We start from the raw sequence: 26761 nt of genomic DNA, 5'->3' as shown, positions 1-26761 counted from the left end.
TTTTTATGTGAAAAATGTAATGAAGTTAGGCTATATAAGTAAATAGCACAAAGAAAAAAATAGTATGTAGAATTTATTTTTAAGTATAAACAAGTTTTTTTTAAAAAAAAGAAATCTTAGTTTGTGTTATGTATTTGGTATTTAAATGTTTATAATGTATGTTTCTTGTTGAAAAGCAAAGAGATTGTCCTTGGTGATTTTTAAACAATTACTCTATTTAAAATAGATGTTTATATATTGATAAAGTGGAATTTGTTAATTTTAAAAAAAGTTATTGTAACATAATTTAACTCTAGTATCTTCACCAATAATTGAACTTATTAAACATAAATTGATGAAACATTTTTTTGTATTTATTACTATGATAACAATGGTATCATGTAATTCTCAAGGAAAAAGAAAACAACTTGGTAAAACTGATTTTCAAAAGTCATTAAATTCTAAATTTAAAGATGCTACAACTTCTCCGTTAACAAAAAAAGGATTGAAAAGTTTTAAAGGGTTAGATTTTTACCCAGTAAATGAAACTTATAAGGTAAAAGCAAAGATAGAAAAGACTCCAGATTCGCCTACTTTTAATTTTCCAACAACAACAGATAGGGTGGCTGTATATGAAAAGTATGGAGTAATTACTTTTACAATAGAAAATAAAGAATTAAAATTAGCTATTTATAAAAATAAATTTTCAACAGAAAAATATAAAAACCATTTATTCTTACCTTTCTTAGATAAAACAAATGGAACAACTTCGTATGGAGGAGGAAGGTTTATTGATGTATTAACTACCGATGAGCAAAAAGACGGTACTATTGAAATAGATTTTAATAAAGCTTATAATCCATACTGCGCTTATAGTGATAGATATTCTTGCCCAATAACTCCAAGAGATAATTATTTAGATATTGAAATAAAAGCGGGAGTAAAAGCTTACCAAAAGTAAAGAAGTTTAAAACTTCTTTACTTTTAGTTTTGAATTTTTAATATAATTATTTAGAAGGAGGAGTTAAACCTTCTTTTATGTCTTGCTGTATAGCTTTTTCTATCTTTTCTAAAGAAGTTTGTCTTACTTTTAGTTTCGTAGCGGCATGTGCTTTAGGATTTAATTGTGTGAACATTTCAGCAATTTTAATTGCAGTTGGTAGTAAATGTTCTTGTGGAACAATTTTGTCTAAAAAACCAGCGGAAATAGCATCTTTAGGAGTGTAGATTTCTGAGTTATTTACACTACGATTAAGAGATACTGGAGTTAAGCGAGCTTTTGCAATTTCGATTCCTGCATTATGCATAGTCATTCCAATCATTACTTCATTTAAACCTATTTTAAAATCACCATCGGTACCTAAACGATAATCAGCGGATAATAATAAAAAAGCTCCTTTTGCTATAGCATGACCGTTACAAGCTATTATAATTGGCAAAGGGAAAGAAAGCATTCTAAGTGATAATTTTGATCCTTTAGTAACAAGGTTTAATGCTGATTCTGGAGACGATGTCATGGATTTTAAATCGTACCCTCCTGAGAAAACTCCAGATTTTCCTGTTAATATAACAACTTTTTTATTGCTTTCAGCTTTGTCTAAACATAGGTTTAAATTATCAATAACTTCATGAGAAATAGCATTTACTTTACCATTATTTAAGGTAATAATTGCATAGTTCTCTTCTTCTTTATACTCTGTTAAATTGGTCATTATTATAAAAATTTAGTTAAAAAGATTCCGCCAAAAACGGCCAAGAATCCAACAATAAAACTAGCTATTGTGTATATGGCAAAGGTTGTAAAATCTCCAGCTTTTAAAAATACATGATTTTCGTATGCAAAGGTTGAAAATGTAGTAAACCCACCACAAAAACCTGTAGCTAGTAAAAGCGTATGGTTTTGAGTTAAGGTTTCGTTTTTTGCAGCAAACCCTAAAATGATACCAATTAATAAACTACCTAAAATATTAGCAACAAAAGTACCATAAGGAATACCAGTTTGAGAATTGTTTAAAAGCTTACCTACTAAGTATCTTAATACGCTTCCAGTTCCTCCACCTATAAAAATTAATAGCAGTTGTTTCATTATATGCGAATATAATAAAACCTCACAAAATTTGTGAGGTTTTAAGTATCTATAAAAGTTGTTTTATTTTAATGTTATAATTCTACATCATCAGCATCTGTCCAATTCCATTTACCATCAATAATACCTTTTTTAACAGTTACTATTCCTGGGTTAGCTCTAATTACAGTTTTTATAGCTTTCTCGTCACAGCTACCAAAAGTGTATGGTAAATTGTACTCTTTTTTGAAAGCATTTAAAGCTTCATAGTTTTCTTCATAAATAACGTCTGCCATCATCATATCTGATGTTAGAATATAAATTTCATAACCACTGCTCTTAGCTTTGGCAGCAACTTTTGAAATTTCAAGCATACCTTCTTTGTTAACTTTTTCTATAGTGGTCATAAGAATTAGCATTGCTTTGTCTTTAGATAGCATTTCTTCTAATTTATCACCATCTACTGTACTAATTTCAAAATCATGAATAGGAGGAGCATCATCACTTCCTTCTTGATATTGCATACCTTGTTCAATATTTGTTCCTATAGCATATGCTCTAAAATCAACAATTGGTAAATGGTTTAAAACATAATAAGCAATAATTAAAGAAATGAAAACAGAAATATAAGTAGATAATGAAGCTATTTTATTTGATATTAAGGGTTTAATGAATTTTATACCTAAAATTAAAATTACAATAAACACCATAAAAATAACATTCTTGTAAAAGGTTTCTTTAGGAGTTAGCTTTATAGCGTCACCAAAACAACCACAGTCAGTTACTTTGTTGTATGTATATGAATACCAAGTTAAAAATAAGAAGATTAAATTTAAACCAAATAAGCTCCAAACAGTAAACTTAGGTTTAAAACCAACTAACAGCATAACACCTAAAACTAATTCAGAAACTATTAAAAGAATGGCAAAAGGCAGTGCAACTGGAATTAAAAATTCTAAATTTAAAACTCCTTCACTAAAATATTCTTCAAATTTATATTGAGACCCTATTGGGTCAACTAATTTTACAAATCCAGAATAAATAAATAAAAGACCTACTAGTATTCTTGAAATATGAGTTAGTAATTTTAATATCATAATTAAGGGTGTTTTTTAATATTGTTAACTGTCTAATTCTGAGTGATGAATTAAAGCAAAAATAGCATAATTTATCATATCTTGATAATTTGCGTCAATTCCTTCAGAAACTAATGTTTTTCCTTTATTATCTTCAATCTGCTTTACTCGAAGTAATTTTTGCAAAATTAAATCTGTTAATGATGAAATACGCATGTCTCTCCAAGCTTCACCATAATCATGATTTTTGTTTTCCATTAACTCTTTAGTAATGCTTAAATGTTTATCGTATAATTCACCAGCTTTTTCAGTTGATAGATCTGGTTGATCTACAATACCCAGTTCTAACTGTATCAAAGCCATGATAGAGTAATTGATAATTCCTATAAATTCAGATTTCTCTCCTTCATCAACTTTACGAACAGTATTTTCCTGTAATTGACGTATACGTTGAGCTTTAATAAAAATTTGATCTGTAAGAGAAGGTAACCTTAAAATTCTCCAAGCACTGCCATAGTCAGACATTTTTTTAACAAATAAACTTCTACATTCATCAATAACTAAGTCGTACTGTTTTGAGGTATTTTGCATTTTTTGTTTTCTGAAATAATAAGGTAAAAATAATAAAACCATTAGGTTTTCCTTTATTTTTACCTAATAATTTATTTTTAGAGTATGAAATTAAATAACATTGTTGTTTTTTGTGGTTCTAGTCTGGGCTTCAATGAAGTCTATAAAAATATTGCAGTTAATTTAGGTAGTTATTTTGCAAAAAATAATATTACCCTAGTTTATGGTGGTGGTAAAATAGGAATGATGGGTGCTATAGCCAGTGAAATTATTGAAAAAAGAGGTAAGGTTGTTGGGGTAATTCCTGATTTATTAAAGAAGGAAGAAGTAGTACATTCTAATATTTCAAAAATTATTATTACTAAAACAATGAGTGAACGTAAAGTAATAATGAGCAAAATGATTGATGGTTATATAACATTGCCAGGAGGATTTGGTACTTTAGATGAGCTTTTTGAAGCTTTAACGTTACAGCAGTTACATATTGAACAAAAACCTGTTGGAGTATTAAATGTGAATGGTTTTTTTGATGCTACAATTAAACAGTTAGATTTTATGGTTAAAGAGGGGTTTTTGAAACCAGAAAATAGAGCTTTATTGTTAATTGATGATACTATAGACGGATTAATGGAGAAGATGAAAAATTATACAGCTCCTGAAAAAACACATGTAATTAATAAAGTTGTAAGCTAAATGACGATTAATTGTAAAGGAAATTTAATAGATCTAACATCTCCAAAAGTTATGGGGATTTTAAATATCACTCCAGATTCGTTTTTTGATGGTGGAAAATATAATTCAGAGAAAGATATAATACACCAAGTAGAAAAAATGTTGAACGAAGGTGCTACTTTTATTGATGTCGGCGCTTATTCGTCTAGGCCTAGTGCAAAGCATATTTCTGAACAAGAAGAATTACAACGAATTGTACCAGTAATAGAGTTGTTAACGAAAGAATTCCCTGAAATTCTTATTTCAATTGATACTTTTAGGAGTAAAGTAGCTGAAGAAACAATTACAACTGGAGGTGCAATTGTCAATGATATCTCAGGAGGTGCAATGGATGCTAATATGTTTACAACAATTGTAAAATTACAAGTACCTTACATAATAATGCACATGCAGGGTACTCCACAAAACATGCAAGCCAATCCGCAGTATGATAATATAGTAAAAGAAGTGATTTCCTTTTTTGCGGCGCAGTTATTTAAACTTAAAGAAAAAAAAGTGAATGATGTTATTATTGATGTTGGTTTTGGTTTTGGAAAAACAATAGCTCATAATTTTGAATTATTAAAAAATTTAGAGTTATTTAAAAACTTAGATGCACCTATATTAACAGGTGTCTCTAGAAAATCTATGCTATATAAAACTTTAGGTTGTTCAGCCAAAGAGGCATTAAACGCTACTACAGTGGCGAATACAATTGCTTTAATGAATGGTACACATATATTGCGTGTACATGATGTGAAAGAAGCTGTAGAAGCTGTTACTATTTTTAATCAATTGTAGAAAATTAAATGTAATGAAAAGAAGAAAATTTTTAAAAAAATCTATTTTTGCTACTATAGGCTTAGGTTTGTTAACTGGTTTGTATACATTGCAAATAGAACCTTTTTGGTTAGAGTTTGTTAAGAAAAAAATGCCAATTAAAAATTTACCTTCCGCATTAGAAGGCAAAACATTAATGCAAATAAGCGATGTGCATATTGGTAACAGATTTGACTATCAGTACATCATAGATAGTTTTAAAAAAGCGCAAAAGTATAATCCTGATTTTGTAGTATATACTGGAGATTATGTTAGTTATGAGAATGAAGAACAATTTACTCAGTTAGAAACAGTTTTAAAACATGTAGTAAAAGGAAATTTAGGAACAGTAGGGGTTTTAGGAAATCATGATTATGGACATAATTGGCTAGAACAAAATGTAGCAGATAAAATAACAAGTTTACTTGAACAATCTGGAGTTACCATTTTAAGTAATACTCATAAAGAAGTAGCTGGTTTAAATTTTATAGGATTTGATGATTATTGGGGGCTTAATTTTAATCCTGAAAAGGCGATGACTACTTTTGATATAAACAAAGCGAATGTAGCATTATGCCATAACCCAGATGTTTGCGATATAGATATATGGAGGGGGTTCAATAGCTGGATACTTTCTGGACATACTCATGGTGGGCAATGTAAAGCACCTTTTTTACCACCACCTATGCTTCCTGTTAAAAATAAAAAGTATTCTTCAGGTGAAATTGATTTAGAAGATGGTAGAACTTTGTACATAAATAGAGCAGTGGGACATTTATGGCAAGTGCGATTTAATGTAAGGCCAGAAATAACTGTTTTTGAACTAACAAATGCTTAAAAAGTGTTGTTTTAAAAATTAGTACATTTACAAAAACTCTACTAAAAACATAGATTTGGATTTTATTGATTTTTCTTTTTTAGATGTATTAGATATTATTTTAGTAGCTGCTCTTTTATATTATATATACAAGTTATTAAAAGGTACAGTAGCTATAAATATCGTAATAGGTATTGCATTTATTTTTATAATATGGAAGATGACTCAAGCACTAAATATGGAAATGTTGAGTGGTATTTTAGGGTATTTATTATCTGGTGGAGTTATTGCTTTAATTATTGTATTTCAGCAAGAAATAAGAAAGTTTTTATTAATGATAGGAACTACTAATTTTTCAACTAAAAGAGGTTTTTTAACTCAGTTAAAATTTTTACAATCTGAAATTAGTTTTGAGGTTGATACAGAAGTAATTTTAAATGCCTGTGTTAATTTATCAAAAACGAAAACAGGAGCATTAATTGTAATTGAACGAACTAATAATTTAGATTTTTTAGTAAGTACAGGTGACAAAATGAATGCCTTAGTAAACGAAGCAATTCTTGAAAGTATTTTTTATAAAAACAGTCCTTTACATGATGGAGCTACAATAATTAGAGATAATTATGTGGTAGCAACTCGTGTGATTTTACCAATTTCTGATAATTCACAAATACCTTCTCGTTTTGGTTTACGTCATAGGGCAGCAATAGGAGTTTCAGAGAAAACGGATGCTATTTGTATGTTAGTCTCTGAAGAAACAGGGGAAATTTCATATATAAAAGATGGAGGTTTTGAGCTATACAATAGCTTAGAAGAATTATCAAAAAAACTCCAAAAAGACGTAATGGAATAAAAAAAGATTCTTCAATATGAAGAACCTTTTTTATAACTAAATATAGTTAAATATGCTTATTTAGCTGGTGCCATTTTTGATTGAATAGCACTCATTACGCTGTTAAATTTCTTAACACCATCAGCATCTAAAGTTTTTACTAACTCAGCACCTTTAGTAGCTAATTCAACACCTTTAGTAGCTAATTTAGAACTTTTAAGAACATCACCTTTAGCAGCAATATAATCTTTAGCATAAGTAGCATAATCTTTTAAGTGTTGTTCTACTTTTTCGTTATCAAAACTAGGAATAGAAATACCTTCTAAAGCAGATTGTACAGCTTCAGCAGCTTTATCAACAGTTTCTTCAGCTTTTTCAACTACTTTAGTAGCAGCTTCTTTTGTAGCTTCAGTAACTTTTTCAGTAGCCTCTACAGTTGCTTCTTTTGCTTCCTCTTTTGCTTTTTTACATGAAGTTGCTAATAATGAAGCAACAACAAACGCAGATAAAATTACTTTTTTCATCGTTTTATGATTTTTAGTTTTTAAGATTGAGTAACAAATGTAACATTTTGAAGTTTGTAATCAAACTTATTCAGTGCTTTCATCACTAAATTGTTTGTCATATAAGTTTCTGTAAAAACCATCTTTTTTCTGTAATAAATTTTTGTGGCTACCTTGCTCTACAATTAAGCCTTTATCCATTACAATTATCGTATCTGCTTTTTGGATAGTTGCTAATCGATGTGCAATAACAATAGAGGTTCTATTTTTTGTAATTAAATCAGTTGCATCTTGTATCATTTGTTCTGAATGAGAATCTACCGATGAGGTAGCTTCATCCAAAATTAAAATACTAGGTTTACTAACATAAGCTCTTAAAAATGCAATTAATTGGCGTTGTCCAGATGATAGCATAGCACCTCTTTCTTTTACATTATAACTATAGCCATTAGGTAAGCTCATAATAAAATCATGAATACCAATTTGTTTAGCAGCAGTTATTACTTCTTCAGCTGAAATGGTAGTATCATTTAAAGTAATATTGTTATGAATAGTATCAGAAAACAAAAAAACATCTTGTAAAACTACAGCTACTTTTTTTCTTAGCGAGCTAATATTATACTGTTCTACAGGAATGGTGTCTACGGCAATTTCACCACTATCTATTTCGTAAAACCTACTAATTAAATTAATAATGGTAGACTTTCCAGCGCCTGTAGCACCTACAATAGCTACTGTTTCCCCTTTTTTAACATCAAAACTAATTCCTTTAAGTACTTCTTCACCTTTAATATAGCTAAAATGCACATCATTAAAAGTTATATTTCCTTTTAAATTAGTAGCTTCAATAGTTCCTTTTTTATCAATAGAACTTTCAGTGTCTATTACTGCAAAAACTCTTTCACCAGATACAATTCCCATTTGTAATTGGTTAAATTTATCGGCAATTTGACGCAAAGGGCGAAATAACATTTGTGCCATTTTTATAAATCCAATAATAGCACCAACAGTTACTGTGCTATTTTCTACCACTTGAAAACCTCCATACCAAACAATTAAGCCTATAGCTATAGATGATAAAATTTCAGCAATAGGAAAGAATATTGAATAGTACCATACTGTTTTTATATGTGCTTTTTTATGTTTGTCATTAATTCCAACAAAATTTTTATATTCTATTTTTTCACGATTAAAAAGTTGAACAATTTTCATACCTGTTACCCTTTCTTGTACAAAACCATTTAGGTTGGCAACTTGGTTTCTAACATCTTGAAAAGTTGCTTTTATTGCAATTTGAAAAAGCTTAGTGGCGTAAATTAAAATTGGTAAAACAGCAAGAGCTATAAGTGCTAATTTCCAATTAATAACAAGCATAACTACAATAACAACAAGCATTTTTAAAATATCACTTACAATCATAAAAACACCTTGTGTAAAAAAATTGGCTATAGTTTCAATATCAGAAACTACTCTGGTTACTAGTCTACCAACCGAAGTTGTATCAAAGTAACCCATTTTAAAGTTCATTATTTTTTTAAAAACAGTTGCTCTTATGTCTCTAATAATGTGTTGTCCAACCCAGTTAGCATAGTATATAAACAAAAATTGCAAGGCAACTTGTATTAATAAAATAACTAACATTATTACTGTGTAGTTCAGTAACTGATTAAGGTTTTTTGTTGTTGTAAAATCATTTACAGCATGCATTAAAACATACGGGCTTGCCGCTGATGCAATAGCTAATAATATTGTTGAAATTACAGCTGTACCAAATTTTAATCGGTACTGTTTTGCAAAACTCATTAGTCTTACAAAAATTTTTAGATCAAATGCTTTTCCTGATTCTGTACTCACTATATATAATTATATGCTACGTTTGTTAAAAATAATCCTTTTGCTGGAACTGAAAGTCCTGCATTACTTCTGTTTTTACTCTCAATAATTTTTTTAAAATCATTAACTGATATTTTCCCCATTCCAACATCTAATAAAGTACCTACAATTGCACGTACCATATTCCTTAAAAATCGATTGGCAGTGATATGAAAGGTTAATTCATTTTCATTAAGTACCCACTTAGCATTACTTATTTCACAAATAAAAGTATGAACATCTGTTTTTACTTTTGAAAAGCATTCAAAGTCTTCATATTCAAGTAATATCGTAGCTGCCTCATTCATAAGTTCAACATTAATATTCTTGTATTTATGATGCAGTTGCCAAGTAGTATCTAATAAAAAAGGATTCCTTCCAAGCCAAATTTTGTATTCATAACTTCTGCTAACAGCATCAAATCTTGCATGAGCATCTTCTGCAACAGGTATGGTATTGTAAATAACAATATCATTAGGTAAAACAACATTTAATTTATAGGTAAAATTAGCATCAATAATTTTTGATGTATCAAAATGAGCATACATTTGTGATGCATGAACACCAGCATCTGTTCTACCTGCACCTACAATAGCAATATTACTTTGTAAAATTTTATTTATTGCGTTATTAATTTCTTCTTGTACGCTTATAGCATCTGGTTGAATTTGCCAGCCATGGTAGTTTTTTCCATTGTATGAAAGCTCAATAAAATACCTCAAAAAAATAATGTTTTAAATAGCTAAATTATGGAATTTTAACCGCATGATTTAGAAAAAGGAAAAGTTAATTTAAATTGGAATATTGATAAATTATATTAAACATAAAAATATATACAAAAATTTATGTTTTTATAATGGTTAAATGGTTTTTTTTTAGTATCTTTAGGGTATAAGACAATAAGTCCCCCCGTAAGTCTGACCCCTTAAGATATTGAACCCGCAATATATTTATATATTGCGGGTTTGCTTTTTTAATAATAAATTGCGCCATTATGAAAAAAGTCTTATTGTTATCAGATACCCATAGTTTTATTGATGAGCAAATACTAAAATTTGTAAAACAGGCCGATGAAGTTTGGCATGCTGGAGACATCGGTAATTTAGAGGTTACAGATACCTTAAAAAAGTACAAGCCTTTAAGAGCTGTTTATGGAAATATAGATGATAAAGATGCCAGAGCTGAATTTCCGTTAGATGCTAAATTTATGGTTGAAGGAGTATCTGTTTGGATAACACATATAGGTGGCTACCCGAATAAATATAATCAAAGAGTTAGAGAGGCTTTAAAAAAAGACCCTCCTAAATTATTTATATGTGGCCATTCTCATATTTTAAAAGTTCAGTTTGATAAAAAACTAAACTTACTACATTTAAATCCTGGGGCAGCTGGTAAGCACGGATTTCATCAAGTACGAACTATGTTACGATTTGAATTAGAAAAAGGTGATATAAAAAATTTAGAAATTGTTGAGTTAGCTAAGCGGTAACCAAACTTTTATTTTTTATAGGAACAGTTATAGTAGCTTTTGTTCCTTTTTCTTTGGCAGATTCTATTAAAAAATTTCCATTCATCATTTGAATTCTAGCTTCTATTTGATTTAAGCCTAATCCTGTTTTTATTTTATTGTCTTTATAATTAAAACCAATTCCATCGTCTTCAATTAAAACAGAAAGAAATCCATTTTTATCTTCTAAAACAATATGAGCATTACTGGCTTTACTATGTTTTAAAATATTATTAATCAATTCATGAATAACATTGTATAGTTTTATTTCAAATTCTTGATTATACCTACTAATGTTACTAATATTTGTATGAAAATGAAGCTCAGAATTTGAATATTTGCTACCAATATCTTTTATGGCATATCCTAAACCAAATTTTAAAAGAATAGACGAAACTAAATTATGAGAAAGATCTCTAACTTTTTGTGACGCTTCTAGAATAATTTGTTGCGTTTTTTCTAATTCAACAGGAGTATTACCGTTAAATTGTTTTTTTGTAGCACGTAAATGCATGTTGGCAGAAGAAAGTAAAGCACTTACACTGTCGTGTAGAGTTTCTGCAATTTGTTTACGCTCAGTTTCTTTACCATCTATGGTAGCATTTAATATTTTAATTTGAGATTCTGACTTAATACGGTCAATATTTTGTTCTTCTATTAATTTATTTTGAGATATTTTTAATTGTAAGTTATTTTGACGTAGTTTATAATTATAAATAACAACACCAGAGATAATTAAACCAAGAATACTTAAAATACTTACTAATAAAGTTGATTTGTCTTGCTGAGCTTTTATTAATTCAGTTTGGTTTTTAAGTGTTACTGCTTGTTGTTTTTCAAGATCAATTTTATGTTTTTCAAATACCCCTTTCATAATTCGTTGAACTTCTTTACCACTTAAATCATCTTTGATGTCATAAGACTTCTCTTGAAACTCATATGCAGTATAGTCTTTTAAGAGGTATAATGTCCAGGCTAAATTATAATATAAATCTTCTTTATATTTTGTAGAAGTAATACTATTATCTTTTTTTATTAAATCTATAGCATCTAAATATAGTTTTTTTGCTTTTTCATATTTTTTTTCTTCTAAGAATATACTTGCTAGATTACCTGTTGCAGCTGACTGAGAAATTTTGTTATTATTCTTGTCATGCATTTCTATAGCTTTAGAGGCATAAAATTTAGCTTTTTTTATAGATGAGTCTTTCAGATATGTAGCTGATAAATTACTATATGTAGAAGCTTTTATAGAAACTATTTTATTGTTTAATGATGGAATTAATAATATTTTTTTAAAGTAATATGAAGCACTGTCGTTTTTTTTAAGTTCAAAAAATTCTGTACCAATTCTTAGTAAACTATTAGCTAAGCTAGTTTCTTTATTTAAATTTGATAACTCTTTTGAATTACTATCGTAGATATTACTCAATGATCTTTTATAATAAATTAGAGCTTTCTCATGATTATTTCTTTTTCTAAGAATGTTTCCAATAAGAAAGTTGCATAAATGCTTTAACTCATTATTTTGATTAACCTTAGATAGTATATTTAAAGTAATTTCTAAAGATTTAGAATATTCTTCTTTTTTATATAATTTTTCAGCTTTATTGTAGCTTTTTACTAAACTAGAATCAGCTGATTGAATGTGTAATTTTAAACTGACAAAAGGAAAAGCTTTTACTTTTCCTTTGAATAAATTATTGTTAGAAAATGAATTAATAAATATAATACTAAAAATAATAATTAAGTTCTTAGTTTTATCCATTTGATGTTAGGTCCATTATTAATCTAGGTTTTTTATCATTTCCGATTTGTTCAGCATTAGTTCTACTGTTATATTTATGATTTACAAAATCTATTTTTAATATATTTGTGTAAGGTAACTCTATAAGTCTTGAAAATTGAGTTGTTTTAGCTGTTCCATTAGACAAATGTATTTCATAAATTTCTTTTAGTTCATTATAAATAAATTCAGTTTGCACATTATTATTCACTTCAAAATCTAAAATAAAAGTACCATCTGCATTTTTAGTAACACTGTAATTGTTTAAAAATTCTGTAACTCCTTTTTTTGCAAAGGTAATGTTTTCATCTTCAACAGTAATCTGTGTTTTTTTACCATTGTTTTCTTCTAAAAAACCAATTTTTAAAAGGTCATTTTCAAGGTTGAAGTTATTGCTGTGCTTTTGTGCTTGTTTTTGTACAGCTTCTGATAATACTATTTCATTAGATTTATCAGAATTTTTAAAGGTGTTAACTTCTGTGTTTTCTTTTACATCAAAATCAATAGAGTACCTACCATTAGCATCTCTTTTTAAAGTATATGATTTTAATTTTGTTTCGTTTTTTTGCAATAATTCAGCGTCATTTTCAGTAGATGAACATGATGCAAAAATAAGAGTAAGAGCTAGGAAAAGTGGGGTAATTTTATTCATGCTTGCATTTTTTAAGGTTAATGATTTAAGGAAATTTGTTTAAGAGTTTAATTTTAAAAAAAGGCGACGTACTTAGTATAGATTAATGGAGATACGGGGGACGTTCTCATAAATTAGGGGATAAAGAAAACAAAATGAAGGGGTTTTCTAAACTATGTTATATAATAACACGTACATCGCCAGATATATTTTGGTTGTTGTAGTTTTTAGCGACGTAATTAATTAGGAATTTATAGGTTTTGGGGGAGTTTTCTTTGGGGGCAAAGAAAAAATAGAATGAAAGGATTATACTATATTGTTCCTAACTGCATACATCGCTAAACCTACTACATTTTTCACTTTTAGTTTTTTATATAGGCTTCTGCGATATGTTTCAACAGTTTTTACACTTATTCTTAACTTATCGGCTATTTCAGATGAACTTTTTTCTTGGGCAATCAATGTTAATACTTCTAACTCTCGTTCAGTTAGATCTTTGTGAGATTCCTCTCGTTTGATTTTATTTTTTGAACCGGTAACGTATAAATTAAAAAGTTTGCTTTTAATATCTTCATTAAAATATTGCAACCCTTTATTTACAGCTCTAATAGCGTCTACAATATGTTCGCTAGCAGAACTTTTTTCTAAAAATCCATTTGCACCTAGTACAATCATTTCTTGTACAAGCTTTGGATCACTTAAGCTAGATAAAATAATTGTTTTAATTTTTGTATCACGTTGTTGAAACGTTTTTAAAACATCTATTCCATCCATCTCTGGCATATTAATATCTAATATCAATATATCAGCAGTGTTTTTTTTAGACCAGTTTATCACTTCTCTTCCTGTTAAAGAAAAGCCTTCGACTTCAATGTCATCTTCGATATTTATTAGCGCTATCACTCCTTCTATAAGGATCTTATGATCATCGGCTATATGAACTTTAATCTTGTAACTCATTTGTTGTTTACGTTTACAAATTTATGGGAGAAGCAGAGTTCTCACAATACTCAATACCCCTAAACGGTGTTTCAGGGTTTTTACTAACGGTATCAGGGTAAACCCTTAGATGCACTTTAACATTTGAAGGTTAATTTGTTGTTTTTTAGGTGTTTGCATGGTTTTTTAGCTTTGTTTTTTGTACAAGTTTAACTAAAATAATGTATCAAAAAGCATTTAAAATTATAAATTTTATTATTCTTATTAAAGAAACTTTTATATTAAAACTAAAAAAGAGAAAAAGTTATATGCTTGCAAAAAAAAGTAAATAAAAAACCGAGAATAAATTCTCGGTTTTATCGCACTAAAATATACTAAGATGTTAGGCTTATCGTAATCTATCAACAGATTTTACAAGATCTTCGTCCTTTTTAATTGCTTTATTAGCTAAAACTACTAGCAAAATAACAATAACAGGTAAGAACATCCCAATACCTTTCTCAGAAACAGTATTTTCTCCAGGTAATGTTAGCGATAAATAAATCAATAATCCTAATAAAAAAAGGTTTGTCAACATATTTAATCTACCTAATACAAATTGTAACTGTCTATTTTTAAATAAAAATATAGTAACAATTGATATTATAGCAGAGATGAAAAATAATACAGGAACTATTTTTTGAGAAATAGAATCACTAGTAAATAAGTCTATTATATATATAGGTGTATTTTCTTTAGCTTGTATCCATAAATTAACTAAAAAAGTTAATCCTCCAGAAATAGCACCTGCTAATAAAAGATATATTGATTGTATTCTTTGTATCATTTTTCCAAATTGGAAGGCAAAAATAACATTTCTTTTTTTAAAAAGAAATATTCCAAGTTAAATTATTTGTATATATTTGCCTTGTAAGTAACTACACATTAATTGTTATATACTTCATATAACTAACAATCAGATTATAAAACAAACAATAACTTTTTAAATTCTTTACTTATACAAAGTGAGAGGATTTTAACCAAATATTTTAACGAATGTTCGAGATTTCGGAATTAAAAGCTAAGAAACTTACTGATTTACAAGAAGTAGCCAAGAAAATTGGGTTAACTAAAACGAGTCAGTTAAAAAAGTTAGATTTAGTTTACAAAATTTTGGATGCTCAGGCTGAAGCTACTAGTAAAGAAGAAAAGCCGGCAAAAAAAGAAGCTCCAAAAGAAAAGCCAAAAAGAAAAAGAATTGCCAAAAATGCACCAGTTTCTCAAGAAAAGAAAGAGGAAGTTGTTGTAAATAAGCAAGAAGAACAAGTTGTTCCTAAAAAAGTTGAAAAGGCTCCAAAAGTAGAAAACACTCCTAAGAAAGAAGTAGCTGTAGATAAAAAAGAGGTAGTTGTTGAAAAAACAGTGAACAAGGAAGTTGTAAAGCCTAAAGGAACTAATAATAGAGGTAAAGAGGCTCCAAAACCAAGAGAAAGAAGTAAAACTGAAGAGGTTAAAAGAACGGACGATAGAAAGCCGCAACATGCTCAAAATAATAGGCCTCAAAGAAATCCTCAGAATAAGAACAACAATAATAATAACAACAATAAACATCATCAAAATAAAAATAATAACAACAAGCATCATCACAAGAGTGGTAATAAATACCGCGATCCTGATTTTGAGTTTGATGGAATTATAGAAAGTGAAGGTGTGTTAGAAATGATGCCAGATGGATACGGTTTTTTACGTTCATCTGATTATAACTATTTATCATCGCCTGATGATATTTATGTATCACAATCACAAATAAAATTATTCGGTTTAAAAACTGGAGATACTGTTTTAGGTAATGTGCGTCCTCCGAAAGAAGGAGAAAAATACTTTCCTTTAATCAGAGTGTCAAAAATAAATGGATTAAGTCCGAATATTGTACGTGATAGAGTGTCTTTTGAACATTTAACACCACTTTTTGCAAATGAGAAATTTAATTTAGCAGAAAGAGGAAGTTCACTTTCAACAAGAATAATTGATTTGTTTTCACCAATAGGTAAAGGGCAACGTGGTATGATCGTAGCACAGCCAAAAACGGGTAAAACAATGTTGTTGAAAGATGTGGCAAATGCTATTGCAGCGAATCACCCAGAAGTTTATCAAATAGTTTTATTAATTGATGAGCGTCCTGAAGAGGTTACTGATATGAAACGTAATGTACGTGGAGAAGTTGTAGCATCTACTTTTGATGAGCCAGCTGATAAGCATGTACGAGTTGCTAATATAGTTTTAGAAAAAGCAAAACGTTTAGTTGAATGTGGTCATGACGTAGTAATTTTATTAGATTCTATTACACGTTTAGCAAGAGCTTATAATACTGTAGCACCAGCTTCGGGTAAAATATTATCTGGAGGTATTGATGCTAATGCATTACATAAGCCAAAGCGTTTCTTTGGAGCAGCTCGTAATATAGAAAATGGAGGGTCTTTAACCATTATAGCTACGGCACTTACTGAAACTGGATCTAAAATGGATGAAGTTATCTTTGAAGAGTTTAAAGGTACTGGTAATATGGAGCTTCAGTTAGATCGTAATATTTCTAATCGTAGAATTTACCCTGCAATTGATTTAATAAAATCAAGTACACGTAGAGATGATTTATTATTAGATGAGAAAACAGTAAAACGTATGTGGGTATTACGTAAGTATTTAGCTGATATGAACCCAATAGAAGCCATGGAATTTATTCAGCAACGAATAAAAACATCTATAAATAATGATGAGTTCTTAATTTCTATGAACGGATAGTTATACAAATACAATATTATATATTTAAAAATCCTGCATTTTGCAGGATTTTTTTATTGAGGGTAAATAACTTTATCTAAAGGAATGTCAAATTCATTAATGTCTTCTATAGTGTCAATGGGTTTAAAAAAATTGATACCTATAGTTTTTACATCTTTTTTACAGGAAGCTAAAAAACGATCATAAAACCCTTTTCCATATCCTACTCTATATTTTTTTACATCAGAAATTAATAAAGGAACAAATACTAAATCAATTTCTTTTACATTAACTTCTTTAGCATTAACAGGCTCAGGAACTCCAAATTTATTTAGTTCAAGTTTTGTATTCTCATCTAATAAGTAATGCGTTAAAGAGTCGTCATGAAAATTGCATCGACTTACAATTATCTTTTTATCAAGGTCTCTGAAGAATTTAATGATAGGAGTAGTGTTGATTTCATTAAACTTTTCCATCGATAAAAATAAATGAACATTCTTAATATTTGTTATCTCTATATTAAAAACTTGCTGGTAAATATTTTGCTCTAGCTCTTCTTTTTGAACATTCGATAAATCTTTTCTTCTTTGTTTATATTGAATTCTTAAATCATTTTTTTTCATAGTACTATAAGGTGTCTAATTCAGTTTTTAGTTTTTTTGTAAGTCCTTTAACTACTAGGTTATATGAATGGTCAATCAATTCAAAGGCAAAATTATCAGAAACATCATTGTTTAAAATAACAGTGTTCCAGTGTTTTTTATTCATATGAAATCCTGGGTTTATACTATCGTAATTAGTACGTAATTCTTCGCTCCATTCAGGATTACATTTTAAGTTTATTTTCTGGTCTCCATTTTCCCACTTATCTAAACCTATGAGAGCATACATTTTTCCCATAACTTTAAATACTAAGGTAACATCATCAAAAGGAAAGTGTTCCGTTACTCCCTTTTTAGAGTTACAGTAATTATGTAGTTGTTCTATGTTCATATTTATTTTTTAAAATGGTAACGATTAAAAAGATTGTAGATGTTATACCAAAAATAAGTAAAAAGTATTTGACTATGTTAATAGTGATAAACAAAGCAAAACCGTCAGAAATATCTGAATTGTCAATTTTTCTCTACCAATTTACTAGTTGTTTTGAAGTTTCAATAAAGTAATAAGCAGCAAAAGATAAAATTGCTACTATTATTAAAAATACTTTTTTATTAAGGTTGGGAGTATTGTTAATCAATTAACGTTATTTTTTCATTAGGAAGTTCCAATGAAGAGTAGTCTAATTTCCAACCAATGGTTTCTACTAAGCTATTCATTAGCATAATTGCTTCTAAGGCTTCTCTATTGGCAGTTTGCATTAGGTTACTTTCTGGTACTTTTTGAGAAATGTGATCTTTGGCTTCAGCATTAACCTTGGTTAAATCATCTGAACTAAATTTATTTAAAAAACCATTTTGAATATCATAAAAACGAATAGAAGGCTCTATTGAGAAAATTTCAGGTTGAGGAAATTCAGATAATGAAATTGTTTTGCTTTTAGTATCTGCTAACATTTTAATTTTTCTAAAATCAAAACCAATAAGAACTTTAGCGTTAATTAATATAATAGCTTTCTTTTTACTGGTAAAAAGTCCAAGGAACTTTTCTTGGGAGTTTTCATGATGGTATATTTCTGCGAATTCTCCTTCAACAGTTATTAGTTTTGAAACTTTTTTAATTTTATCTAACAAAACAACAGATTGTTTTTGTGTTAGATTCTTTTTACTACTTAGTGCAAATTTTTGAAATATAAAATAAGAAGCAATAGCTCCTCCAGCCAAACCTAAAAAAAGTAATTCCATAAATACGAAGTTACAAAAAGTTATTATTTTTAATTATTAAAAAATAATGTAAAAAATAAAACCTTGTAAACGTATAGAGTTTACAAGGTTTTTGATTTGATATAGTCGGGGTGGCAGGATTCGAACCTGCGACCTCCTCGTCCCAAACGAGGCGCGATGACCGGGCTACGCTACACCCCGAATTATTTCGGACTGCAAATGTATAAAAAAAAAGTAAACAACAAATAAAAAATATATAAAAATGTAATATTTTTATTCGTTATCGACTTATAATCAAAATATATAATACTAAGAGGATAAAAAACAAAAAACTACTACATTTGTAGTTACTAAATAATACATAGATATGGCAGAAAAAATAAAATGTTTAATCATTGGTTCTGGACCAGCAGGATATACAGCAGCAATTTACGCAGCTAGAGCAGATATGAAACCAGTAATGTATACAGGTATGCAAATGGGAGGTCAATTAACTACTACTACTGAAGTTGATAATTTTCCTGGTTACCCTAATGGTACTGATGGAACTGCTATGATGGAAGATTTAAAAAGTCAAGCTGAAAGATTTGGAACTGAGGTTCGTTTTGGTATGGTAACAAGTGTAGAGTTTTCTGATAAAGAAGGAGGTATTCATAAAGTTATTGTAGATGAAACTACAGAAATTGAAGCAGAAACTGTAATTATTTCTACTGGAGCTACGGCTAAATATTTAGGATTAGAAAGTGAACAACGTTTAATAGGCGGTGGAGTTTCTGCTTGTGCAACTTGTGATGGTTTCTTTTATAAAGGGCAAGATGTTGTTGTAGTTGGTGCAGGAGATACTGCAGCAGAAGAAGCAACATATTTAGCTAATATTTGTAGTAAAGTAACTATTTTGGTTCGTAAAGACTATATGAGAGCTTCTAAAGCGATGCAACACCGTGTTAATAAAACAGAAAATATTACTGTTTTATATAATACTGAAATTGACGAGGTTTTAGGTGATAATGTTGTTGAAGGTGTAAGAGCTGTAAATAATCAAACTGGTGATAAAACTGATATTTCTGTTACTGGAGTGTTTATTGCAATTGGCCATAAACCTAATACGGGTATTTTTAAAGGAGTATTAGATATGGATGATACAGGATATTTAATTACTAACGGAAAATCAACAAAAACAAATATGCCTGGAGTATTTGCTGCAGGTGATGTTCAAGATAAAGAATACAGGCAAGCTGTAACTGCTGCAGGTACTGGTTGTATGGCAGCCTTAGATGCTGAACGTTATTTAGGTGCTTTAGAATAATAAAAAGTATATAAGATATTAAGAAGAAAGAGATTGCTGGAAAGCAATCTTTTTTTTTGTTAGATTTTTTAATTAAAAGGTCTTCCTCATCGTAAAATTAAATGAATGTTTAAAAAAAACAATTAATTTGTAACGTTTTTAAAAAAACAGAGTTTATCAGTTTGTAAAATCAACTAACACAATTATAACTTGGAAACATTATCAGATAATTCATTAATGCTGAAGGTGAAACATGGTGAAAACCATAAACTAGGATTGTTGTATGAAAGGTATAAAAGACGATTATTTGGTTTTTTTTATCAAATGAACAAGGATGCTAGTTTAAGTGAAGATTTAGTGCAAAATGTATTTATTAGGGTTTTAAAATATAAGCATACCTATACAGAAGAAAGTAAGTTTATTACCTGGATATTTCAAATAGCAAGAAATGTAAACTACGATAATTTTAAAAAAATCAAAAAACACCAACATAAAAATATAGAAGAAGTAGATTATACATTAAATGGTTATGATGACATACAAAAAGATATAGAAACATCAGAAAACACATTTATTTTAAAAAAAGCAATGCAATTATTATCTAATGAAAAAAGAGAGTTTTTAACTTTAAGTAAGTTTAAAGAATTGAAATATAAAGAGGTTGGACAAATAATGGGGTGTACTGAAGGAGCGGCTAGAACAAAAGTTCATAGAGCTTTACAAGAATTAAAAGAAGTTTATTTGACCTTAGATAAAAGATAAGATGATGGATTATAAAGAATATAAAAATACAATTATAGATTATTTATCAGAAAATTTATCTGAAGTTAAAAAACATGAGTTTGAGAGCTTTCTTAAGGTGAATCCGCAGCATAGAGAAGAATTTGATCAGATGAAGTCATTTTGGAGTATTGAAGAATCTACTCCAGAACCTAGCACAGCAATGGATGTGAAATTCTATACAATGTTAAATGCTGAAGAGCAGAAGAAAGAAAGTGTATCACTTTTAAAAAGAATAGAAACTTTTTTATTAGGGAGCGTAACAAAACAACTCGCATATACAGTGGTGATTTTGGTTGCAGGTTTTTTTATTGGTAAAGAAATGACTAGTTCTTCAGGAGTATCAGAAGACTCAATAAAATATGCGCAAAAAGAAACAGAAAATGTACGTTCACAATTGGTGTTAGCATTACTAGAGCAACCGTCTGCAAATAAACGATTACAAGCAGTAAATGAGGCTAATAAGCTCAATGAGGTAACAGAAACTATAATAAAAGCATTGTTTTCTACACTGAATAATGATACAAATGTAAATGTAAGATTATCAGCTGTTGAAGCATTGGGTAATTATACCGATATACCAATAGTAAGAGAAGGATTAATAGCATCAATTTCACTTCAAAAAGCACCTTTAGTACAAATAGCTTTAGCAGATTTAATGGTAATTTTACAAGAGAAAAAAGCTGTAAAATCATTTAAAAAACTGATAGAAAAAGAAGATGTAAATGAAAGTGCAAAAGAAAAAATGAAAGAAAGTATTCAACAAATTATTTAATATAAAATATTTATAAGATTGATGTAGATGGCATATCCTAGGCAAGCTTTTTACAGAAATACCCAAAAGTCATTCATCAAAAAACGAATAAATATGAAATTTTTAAAACTAATTACAATTACTGTCATTTTATGTTGCTCAAATGCAATGTTGGGACAAAAACAAAAAAGCAATAAAAAACTAAAAAGTACGCATACTTTAAAAAAAGAATTACAATTTACAAACGCCTCTTTAGAAAATATATTGGTTGTGGATAATGTATACGGATCTATCGATGTAGAAGGATATAATGGTTCTACAATTCAGGTTGAAGCTACTAGAACAGTTTATGCTGATAATGAAGAAGATTTAAAAAAAGGTGAAAAAGAAATAGGAATTAAATCGTCTAAAAAAGGAAATGCAATTTATGTGTATTTAGATTCTCCTTATTCTCACTTTGATATTGAAACTGGTAATTTTGAGCATAGAGAATTTAATTTTAATAATAGGCGAAGCTACAAGCATAGAACTAAGAGAATGTATAAGTACGTTTTAAATTTTAAAATTAAAATACCGAAAAAGGCAAGTGTAGATTTAAAAGCTATTAATAAAGGAAATATAACTGTAGAAAATGTACATGGAAAATTATTGATTGCTCATAATATTAATGGAGCAATTAGTTTACAAAATGTATCAGGAAAAACTGATGTAAATGCCTTGAATAAAAATATAGATATAACCTATGCAGAGAACCCTAAAGAAGAAAGTTGGTATCGTTCTTTAAATGGTGATATTACTATAAAGTTTATAAAAGATTTAGATGCAACAATTAGTTACAAGACGATGAATGGAAAGTTTTATACGAATTTTGATGTTGAAAAAACAGTACCAAAAATTAAGAAAATCAAAGAAAGTAAAAGAAAAAAAGTAAAGTATAAAATAGATTCGAATTCGCATTTTAAAATTGGAAAAGGAAATGTGCATTTACATTTTAATCAGTTAAACGGAGACGCAATCGTAAAAAAATAAAAAAATGAATACAAAAAATATAAAATTAGTACTTGTTAGTATGTTGTTTTTATTAACAACGAATATTATAGCTCAAGAAACTGTTAGAGTTCCCTTAACAAACCCAGGGAAACCAGGAGTTTTAAAAATGGGAATTATTAATGGATCAATTACTGTAAAAGGAACACCTAGTAAAGAAGTCATTATAAAAGGAACAAAAAAGGAAGGAGATATCCGTCATGGATCGAGACATAAAAGAAAGAGTTCTAAAAAAGGGTTAAAAAGAATATCTAATACTTCTTTAGAGTTTAGTGCAGAAGAATTTGATAATATAGTACGAGTAAATAGTTCGCCACAAGGAACAACAGATTTTGAAATACAGGTACCTAGGAATTTTTCATTAAAAATATCAACTATAAATAGAGGGTTTATTTTAGTAGAGAATGTAAATGGCTCTATGGATATTAGTAACGTAAATGGAAAAATTACATTAAAAGATGTTAGTGGATCTGTAAGCGCAGATGCTTTAAATAAAGACATTGTAGTTAATTTTTTAAAAGTAACTCCAAATACAGCAATGGCGTTTAGTAGTTTAAATGGAGATATAGATGTTACTTTTCCTAAAAATATTAAAGCAAATATAAAAGTAAAATCAGATAGAGGTGAAATTTATACCGATTTTGATTTAAAAGCAAAACCATCTAAAGCAAAAGTTACAAAAGGAAACTCTAAACGAGGAAATGCATATCGTGTGAAAGTTGAAAAATGGATTAAAGGATCTATCAATGGAGGAGGACCAGAGTTTTTATTTAAGAACTTTAATGGAGATGTTATTATTAGAGCTAACTAAGTTAATAATTAAGGTTATATGCAAAAAAAGAGATTGCTTTTATAGCAATCTCTTTTTTGTTATGTAAAAAGTAAAATCAGAATTAAGCTGTAACTGAAGCTTTCATTGATTTTCTATATAAAAAAGAATTAAAAATATTTCTTTTACCAAAGTTGTTTATTGATTTGGCATTTATAAATTTCCCAAAAAGTATACGATTAACACCAAAGTATTCGTATGTGTTTCCGTCAGTAAAAGTAACTTCCAAACGCATACTTTTGTGTTGGTAGTCTGCAACTTGGAATTCTGTAATAGTGGTTTTATAAGCCTCTAAATTAGCTTCTTTAGTCTCAGGAGCAATACTCACTAAAAAATGATAAGCATCAATTATTTTAGTACTCATTTCTCCAGCCTCTTCTTTTTTATCTTCGTCTTGAAATTTATCAGGGTGCCATTCTTTTACTAACCCTCTGTAGGTAGTTTTTAATTCTTTTAAATTAATGGCTCCTTCTACTTTAAATAACTTCTTATATTCTTTAATTCGCTTCATGATTGTTCTGTTTTCAGAATTGCGTGCAAAAGTACTGGTATTAAATAAATTATAGTATGTTTTTTTATTGTTTATGCTAAAAAAGTTTAGTTATTAAAAATAAGCAAGTTCTTCTTCTTCTTTTTCATGTAATGAAGAAGCTACATCTTTAATAAAATGATCTATTTGATCTTTAGTAACATTAGGCATACAAATTATATGTGTAATATCATCTTCAGTAGCTAATTGCCATTTTTCTTTGATAGTATTAGACATTTTAGGTAATACAACAGTTATAGCTCCTGGATTTCTCCATGCATTAACACCAATTTTAAGTAATTCTTGATTACAATATTTGGCAACTTCTAAACTGTGATTATATCTAGCTTTCAAACCATCTATGCCAAGTTTATTTATTGCATACCATAAAAATAATGGACTATGTCCGTTTCTTGAACCTGTTATAGTTGTGTCTAAAGAGCCAATGTATGAAATACCTTTTGATACACGATCACGTAAAGAACGCCTGGTAACAATAACTCCAGCGGGTATTGGAGAACCTATAAATTTATGTCCGCTGATTGAAATACTATCAGCACCATCGATAAAATCAAAAGGAATTTTTGGTTCTACAAATGCACCAAATGATCCTGCAAGTGCTCCATCACAATGAATATAATGATCTTGAATAGCTAATTTTTTTAAGATACCCTTTACTTTAGATACATCATCCTTTGCTTCTTTCATTGTAGTACCGTAAGTGGTTAAAACAATTGCAGGCTTATGTCTGTTAAATTTTAAAGTTTCTTCTAAATCGTTATAATCTATTTCTCCATTTTCTTGTGAGCGAATAACAATACTTGGGATGTTTAATAAATGGATATTCTTTTTAACACTATAATGCGTAGATTCTGAGTAATAAACCATCGCTTTTGGGTACATTTCTCTAGCAATATATAAACCATACAAATTACTTTCCGATCCTCCATTGGTAACATATCCCCAGTAATCTTTTGGATTTGCTCTAAATAATTTTGCGAAAAAATTTACAACTTCTCGTTCAATTTCATGAGTCTGTACTTTGTAGGTACTGTCTTCAAATGGATCTCCAAGATTATTAATAGGGTATTTTAAAAACTCGTAAAGTTCTGAATAATCAAAATCTTTAGATACTGGATAGCCTAAAAAAGTATCTCTAGCTTTAGTAATCTTCTCTAAAAGCTGGTTAAGACGTTCTTGTTGTGTAGTAGCTTTCATGATTATTAATTTTATGTGTTTTTGTTTTCATGCAAATCTATAGTTTATTAGAATTTTAATCTAGTTATAGTATTAATTAAGAAAATAAATCTTTTTTATTTGTTTTTAAAGATTATTGTTACTTTTGGAGAGGTCGAAAATTATTAGATTTAGAAAAGAGTTCTTTTATGGATAAAATAGACAGAGAAATACTAATGCATTTACAAGAAAATGCTAAGCAGAATACTAAAGAAATAGCTACAAAAATTGGTTTAACAGTAACGCCAACCTATGAAAGAATTAAAAAGTTAGAGCAAAGTGGTTTTGTAAAAAAATATGTTGCTTTATTAGATAGAAATCTTATTGGTAAACAAATAATAGCTTATTGTCAAATTACATTATTCAAACATCAAAAAGAGTTGATTGATTCTTTTAAGGAAAATATTTTAAGTCTTTCAGAAGTAATGGAGTGTCACCATGTATCTGGTAATTTTGATTTCTTATTAAAAGTAGCAGTAAATGATATGAACCAATTTCAAGGATTAATTAACGAGAAACTTTCGGTATTTGAAGGAATCTCAACTATACAAAGCTCATTTGTTATGAATTCTTTTAAAGACACTACAGTGTTTGATTTATAAAATTATTATTTTCTATTTGCTTTTGAGTATTCGTCTAATTTTTCTTTTTCTTTTGCAGTTAGTTTGTCAATACCTTTTTTATGGATTTTTTCAAGTAAAAGATTAAATTCTTTTTTATTTAGTGCTCTTTCTTCGTTGTATTTCTCATCAATAGTTTGAGGCTTTTTTTGAGTTTTAAAAGGATTATCAAGGAGTAATAAATGAGGTTTTACCAAAATAAAAAAGATAAAGATTAATGTTGGTACAAGAGAAAGTAGAATAGGGATGTAGTTTTGGGTTAATGAACTAGGGCTAATTATAATTGCTGTAATAATTCCTATTACTGCTCCTCCTAAATGAGCTTCATGCCCTATATTATCATTATTAGATTTAATACCATAAATTGTATAGCTAATGTATAAAAGACCAAATAACCAACCAGGAATTGATACCGGTAAAAATAAAATACCTACTCCAATGTTAGGAATTAAAGCTATTGAAGCAAATATAACTCCACAAACAGCTCCAGAAGCACCTACAGCACTATACTTTCCATGGTTTTTATGAATCAATAAAGCGAATAAATTCCCTGCAAGTAAGCTAGTAAAGTATATTAAAGCAAAGTAAATAGATCCTAATCGAAGTTCTAAACTCGCTCCAAAAGAATATAAACTAAACATATTAAAGATAAGGTGAGTCCAGTTTACATGTAAAAAACCAGAACTTATTAGCCTTTTATAATCTTTGTTGATTAATATTTTGTCAACCTGAAATTTATAGGTATTTAAAAATTGCCAATTTTCAAAACCTTGATAAGAAACAAAGCCATTAGCAATTAATATAAGTAATCCGACAGTTCCAATATCTGGCATTATTTGTATTTGTTTTTTTAGTTATTTCCAATGATTTTATGGGCTATGTAAAACCCATATTCAAAGATAAATATTTATAAGAAAAAAGACCGTCAAAAACTAATTTAACGATCTTTTAAACAAACAACTAAATTCTAAAACCTATGAAAGTTAAAGAAGGT

Annotated in this window: 30 protein-coding genes and 1 tRNA gene; 13 read left to right on the top strand and 18 right to left on the bottom strand. The window is 28.6% G+C overall.

The window, feature by feature from the left end:
• Window positions 1-334 precede the first annotated feature (334 nt).
• Window positions 335-940, top strand: a complete 606-nt coding sequence (locus ACKTTQ_RS12090) for a DUF1684 domain-containing protein (protein WP_408049335.1) — start codon at window positions 335-337, stop codon at window positions 938-940.
• 46 nt (window positions 941-986) lie between these two features.
• On the opposite strand, the gene ACKTTQ_RS12085 is transcribed toward ACKTTQ_RS12090, so the two are convergent.
• From ACKTTQ_RS12085 to ACKTTQ_RS12070, 4 genes are all read right to left on the bottom strand, one after another.
• Complete coding sequence (locus ACKTTQ_RS12085) at window positions 987-1691, bottom strand: crotonase/enoyl-CoA hydratase family protein (RefSeq protein ID WP_408049334.1); 705 nt, start codon at window positions 1689-1691, stop codon at window positions 987-989.
• Between the two features lie 2 nt (window positions 1692-1693).
• Window positions 1694-2065, bottom strand: coding sequence for a fluoride efflux transporter CrcB (crcB, locus tag ACKTTQ_RS12080; protein ID WP_299136251.1), 372 nt, complete (start codon window positions 2063-2065; stop codon window positions 1694-1696).
• 74 nt (window positions 2066-2139) lie between these two features.
• The gene (locus ACKTTQ_RS12075) at window positions 2140-3141 is read right to left on the bottom strand and encodes a DoxX family protein (RefSeq protein WP_299136249.1); all 1002 of its coding nucleotides are present in this window, start codon (window positions 3139-3141) and stop codon (window positions 2140-2142) included.
• Between the two features lie 24 nt (window positions 3142-3165).
• Window positions 3166-3711 (bottom strand): DUF1599 domain-containing protein, encoded by a 546-nt coding sequence (locus ACKTTQ_RS12070; protein WP_113787774.1) that lies wholly within the window; start codon window positions 3709-3711, stop codon window positions 3166-3168.
• Between the two features lie 84 nt (window positions 3712-3795).
• Here ACKTTQ_RS12070 and ACKTTQ_RS12065 point away from each other — a divergent pair, with 84 nt between their 5' ends.
• Genes ACKTTQ_RS12065 through cdaA form a run of 4 tightly spaced genes read left to right on the top strand, consistent with a single transcriptional unit; the run spans window position 3796 to window position 6890 of the window.
• Window positions 3796-4383 (top strand): LOG family protein, encoded by a 588-nt coding sequence (locus ACKTTQ_RS12065; RefSeq protein WP_408049333.1) that lies wholly within the window; start codon window positions 3796-3798, stop codon window positions 4381-4383.
• Window positions 4384-5202: a dihydropteroate synthase gene (gene folP, locus ACKTTQ_RS12060; RefSeq protein WP_408049332.1), complete on the top strand. Its 819-nt coding sequence runs from the start codon at window positions 4384-4386 to the stop codon at window positions 5200-5202.
• Window positions 5203-5215: 13 nt separating this feature from the next.
• The gene (locus ACKTTQ_RS12055) at window positions 5216-6058 is read left to right on the top strand and encodes a metallophosphoesterase (protein WP_408049331.1); all 843 of its coding nucleotides are present in this window, start codon (window positions 5216-5218) and stop codon (window positions 6056-6058) included.
• Window positions 6059-6107: 49 nt separating this feature from the next.
• A complete protein-coding gene (cdaA, locus tag ACKTTQ_RS12050) occupies window positions 6108-6890 on the top strand; it encodes a diadenylate cyclase CdaA (protein ID WP_199488233.1) in 783 nt (260 codons plus the stop codon).
• Window positions 6891-6946: 56 nt separating this feature from the next.
• Here the strand turns inward: cdaA and ACKTTQ_RS12045 are convergent, their stop codons facing one another.
• From ACKTTQ_RS12045 to truA, 3 genes are all read right to left on the bottom strand, one after another.
• Window positions 6947-7393 carry a hypothetical protein gene (locus ACKTTQ_RS12045; protein WP_093869125.1) on the bottom strand — a complete coding sequence of 149 codons (447 nt, stop codon included), beginning with the start codon at window positions 7391-7393 and terminating at the stop codon, window positions 6947-6949.
• 66 nt (window positions 7394-7459) lie between these two features.
• Window positions 7460-9175: an ABC transporter ATP-binding protein gene (locus ACKTTQ_RS12040; protein ID WP_408049379.1), complete on the bottom strand. Its 1716-nt coding sequence runs from the start codon at window positions 9173-9175 to the stop codon at window positions 7460-7462.
• Window positions 9176-9225: 50 nt separating this feature from the next.
• The gene (truA, locus tag ACKTTQ_RS12035) at window positions 9226-9966 is read right to left on the bottom strand and encodes a tRNA pseudouridine(38-40) synthase TruA (RefSeq protein WP_408049330.1); all 741 of its coding nucleotides are present in this window, start codon (window positions 9964-9966) and stop codon (window positions 9226-9228) included.
• Window positions 9967-10238: 272 nt separating this feature from the next.
• On the opposite strand from truA, the gene ACKTTQ_RS12030 reads away from it, so the two are divergent.
• Complete coding sequence (locus tag ACKTTQ_RS12030) at window positions 10239-10733, top strand: metallophosphoesterase family protein (RefSeq protein ID WP_408049329.1); 495 nt, start codon at window positions 10239-10241, stop codon at window positions 10731-10733.
• Here ACKTTQ_RS12030 and ACKTTQ_RS12025 read toward each other — a convergent pair.
• The 4 genes from ACKTTQ_RS12025 to ACKTTQ_RS12010 form a co-directional block, all read right to left on the bottom strand.
• A complete protein-coding gene (locus ACKTTQ_RS12025) occupies window positions 10723-12519 on the bottom strand; it encodes an ATP-binding protein (protein WP_408049328.1) in 1797 nt (598 codons plus the stop codon). The genes ACKTTQ_RS12030 and ACKTTQ_RS12025 overlap by 11 nt on opposite strands.
• Complete coding sequence (locus ACKTTQ_RS12020) at window positions 12512-13189, bottom strand: hypothetical protein (RefSeq protein ID WP_408049327.1); 678 nt, start codon at window positions 13187-13189, stop codon at window positions 12512-12514. The genes ACKTTQ_RS12025 and ACKTTQ_RS12020 overlap by 8 nt, the downstream gene beginning before the upstream one ends.
• 285 nt (window positions 13190-13474) lie before the next feature.
• A complete protein-coding gene (locus ACKTTQ_RS12015) occupies window positions 13475-14128 on the bottom strand; it encodes a response regulator (RefSeq protein WP_093869119.1) in 654 nt (217 codons plus the stop codon).
• 367 nt (window positions 14129-14495) lie between these two features.
• Window positions 14496-14933: a DUF4293 domain-containing protein gene (locus ACKTTQ_RS12010; RefSeq protein ID WP_408049326.1), complete on the bottom strand. Its 438-nt coding sequence runs from the start codon at window positions 14931-14933 to the stop codon at window positions 14496-14498.
• 209 nt (window positions 14934-15142) lie between these two features.
• On the opposite strand from ACKTTQ_RS12010, the gene rho reads away from it, so the two are divergent.
• On the top strand, window positions 15143-16885 hold the full coding sequence (rho, locus tag ACKTTQ_RS12005) for a transcription termination factor Rho (protein ID WP_408049325.1): 1743 nt from the start codon (window positions 15143-15145) through the stop codon (window positions 16883-16885).
• Window positions 16886-16938: 53 nt separating this feature from the next.
• Here the strand turns inward: rho and ACKTTQ_RS12000 are convergent, their stop codons facing one another.
• The 4 genes from ACKTTQ_RS12000 to ACKTTQ_RS11985 all read right to left on the bottom strand — a co-directional run bounded on the left by ACKTTQ_RS12000 (window position 16939) and on the right by ACKTTQ_RS11985 (window position 18888).
• Window positions 16939-17487 carry a 5-formyltetrahydrofolate cyclo-ligase gene (locus ACKTTQ_RS12000; protein ID WP_408049324.1) on the bottom strand — a complete coding sequence of 183 codons (549 nt, stop codon included), beginning with the start codon at window positions 17485-17487 and terminating at the stop codon, window positions 16939-16941.
• A gap of 4 nt (window positions 17488-17491) precedes the next feature.
• Window positions 17492-17857 (bottom strand): MmcQ/YjbR family DNA-binding protein, encoded by a 366-nt coding sequence (locus ACKTTQ_RS11995; protein WP_093869115.1) that lies wholly within the window; start codon window positions 17855-17857, stop codon window positions 17492-17494.
• Between the two features lie 239 nt (window positions 17858-18096).
• Entirely contained in the window at window positions 18097-18708 is a 612-nt protein-coding gene (locus tag ACKTTQ_RS11990) for a DUF4230 domain-containing protein (protein ID WP_093869113.1), read from the bottom strand.
• A 105-nt stretch (window positions 18709-18813) separates the two neighbouring features.
• Window positions 18814-18888 (bottom strand) — tRNA-Pro (locus tag ACKTTQ_RS11985).
• A 166-nt stretch (window positions 18889-19054) separates the two neighbouring features.
• Here ACKTTQ_RS11985 and trxB point away from each other — a divergent pair.
• The 5 genes from trxB to ACKTTQ_RS11960 all read left to right on the top strand — a co-directional run bounded on the left by trxB (window position 19055) and on the right by ACKTTQ_RS11960 (window position 23364).
• Window positions 19055-19993: a thioredoxin-disulfide reductase gene (trxB, locus tag ACKTTQ_RS11980; protein WP_093869112.1), complete on the top strand. Its 939-nt coding sequence runs from the start codon at window positions 19055-19057 to the stop codon at window positions 19991-19993.
• A 189-nt stretch (window positions 19994-20182) separates the two neighbouring features.
• Window positions 20183-20734, top strand: coding sequence for an RNA polymerase sigma factor (locus tag ACKTTQ_RS11975; RefSeq protein ID WP_093869111.1), 552 nt, complete (start codon window positions 20183-20185; stop codon window positions 20732-20734).
• 1 nt (window position 20735) lies between these two features.
• Entirely contained in the window at window positions 20736-21527 is a 792-nt protein-coding gene (locus ACKTTQ_RS11970; protein ID WP_093869110.1) for a HEAT repeat domain-containing protein, read from the top strand.
• Between the two features lie 93 nt (window positions 21528-21620).
• Complete coding sequence (locus ACKTTQ_RS11965) at window positions 21621-22535, top strand: DUF4097 family beta strand repeat-containing protein (RefSeq protein WP_408049323.1); 915 nt, start codon at window positions 21621-21623, stop codon at window positions 22533-22535.
• 4 nt (window positions 22536-22539) lie between these two features.
• Complete coding sequence (locus ACKTTQ_RS11960; RefSeq protein ID WP_408049322.1) at window positions 22540-23364, top strand: DUF4097 family beta strand repeat-containing protein; 825 nt, start codon at window positions 22540-22542, stop codon at window positions 23362-23364.
• A gap of 82 nt (window positions 23365-23446) precedes the next feature.
• Here ACKTTQ_RS11960 and ACKTTQ_RS11955 read toward each other — a convergent pair whose 3' ends face one another.
• Together ACKTTQ_RS11955 and ACKTTQ_RS11950 are read right to left on the bottom strand one after the other, a co-directional pair.
• Window positions 23447-23893: a KTSC domain-containing protein gene (locus ACKTTQ_RS11955; protein WP_093869107.1), complete on the bottom strand. Its 447-nt coding sequence runs from the start codon at window positions 23891-23893 to the stop codon at window positions 23447-23449.
• A gap of 93 nt (window positions 23894-23986) precedes the next feature.
• Entirely contained in the window at window positions 23987-25129 is a 1143-nt protein-coding gene (locus tag ACKTTQ_RS11950; protein WP_408049321.1) for a histidine decarboxylase, read from the bottom strand.
• A 167-nt stretch (window positions 25130-25296) separates the two neighbouring features.
• Here ACKTTQ_RS11950 and ACKTTQ_RS11945 point away from each other — a divergent pair, with 167 nt between their 5' ends.
• Window positions 25297-25749, top strand: a complete 453-nt coding sequence (locus ACKTTQ_RS11945; protein WP_408049320.1) for an Lrp/AsnC family transcriptional regulator — start codon at window positions 25297-25299, stop codon at window positions 25747-25749.
• 5 nt (window positions 25750-25754) lie between these two features.
• Here the strand turns inward: ACKTTQ_RS11945 and ACKTTQ_RS11940 are convergent, their stop codons facing one another.
• A complete protein-coding gene (locus tag ACKTTQ_RS11940; RefSeq protein WP_408049319.1) occupies window positions 25755-26600 on the bottom strand; it encodes a rhomboid family intramembrane serine protease in 846 nt (281 codons plus the stop codon).
• Between the last annotated feature and the right edge of the window lie 161 nt (window positions 26601-26761).

The sequence above is a fragment of the Tenacibaculum halocynthiae genome (genome assembly GCF_964512825.1).
Classification (GTDB): domain Bacteria; phylum Bacteroidota; class Bacteroidia; order Flavobacteriales; family Flavobacteriaceae; genus Polaribacter; species Polaribacter halocynthiae.
The sequence above is the reverse complement of the archived record's forward strand: the minus strand, read 5'-3'. Positions and strand labels throughout refer to the sequence as shown.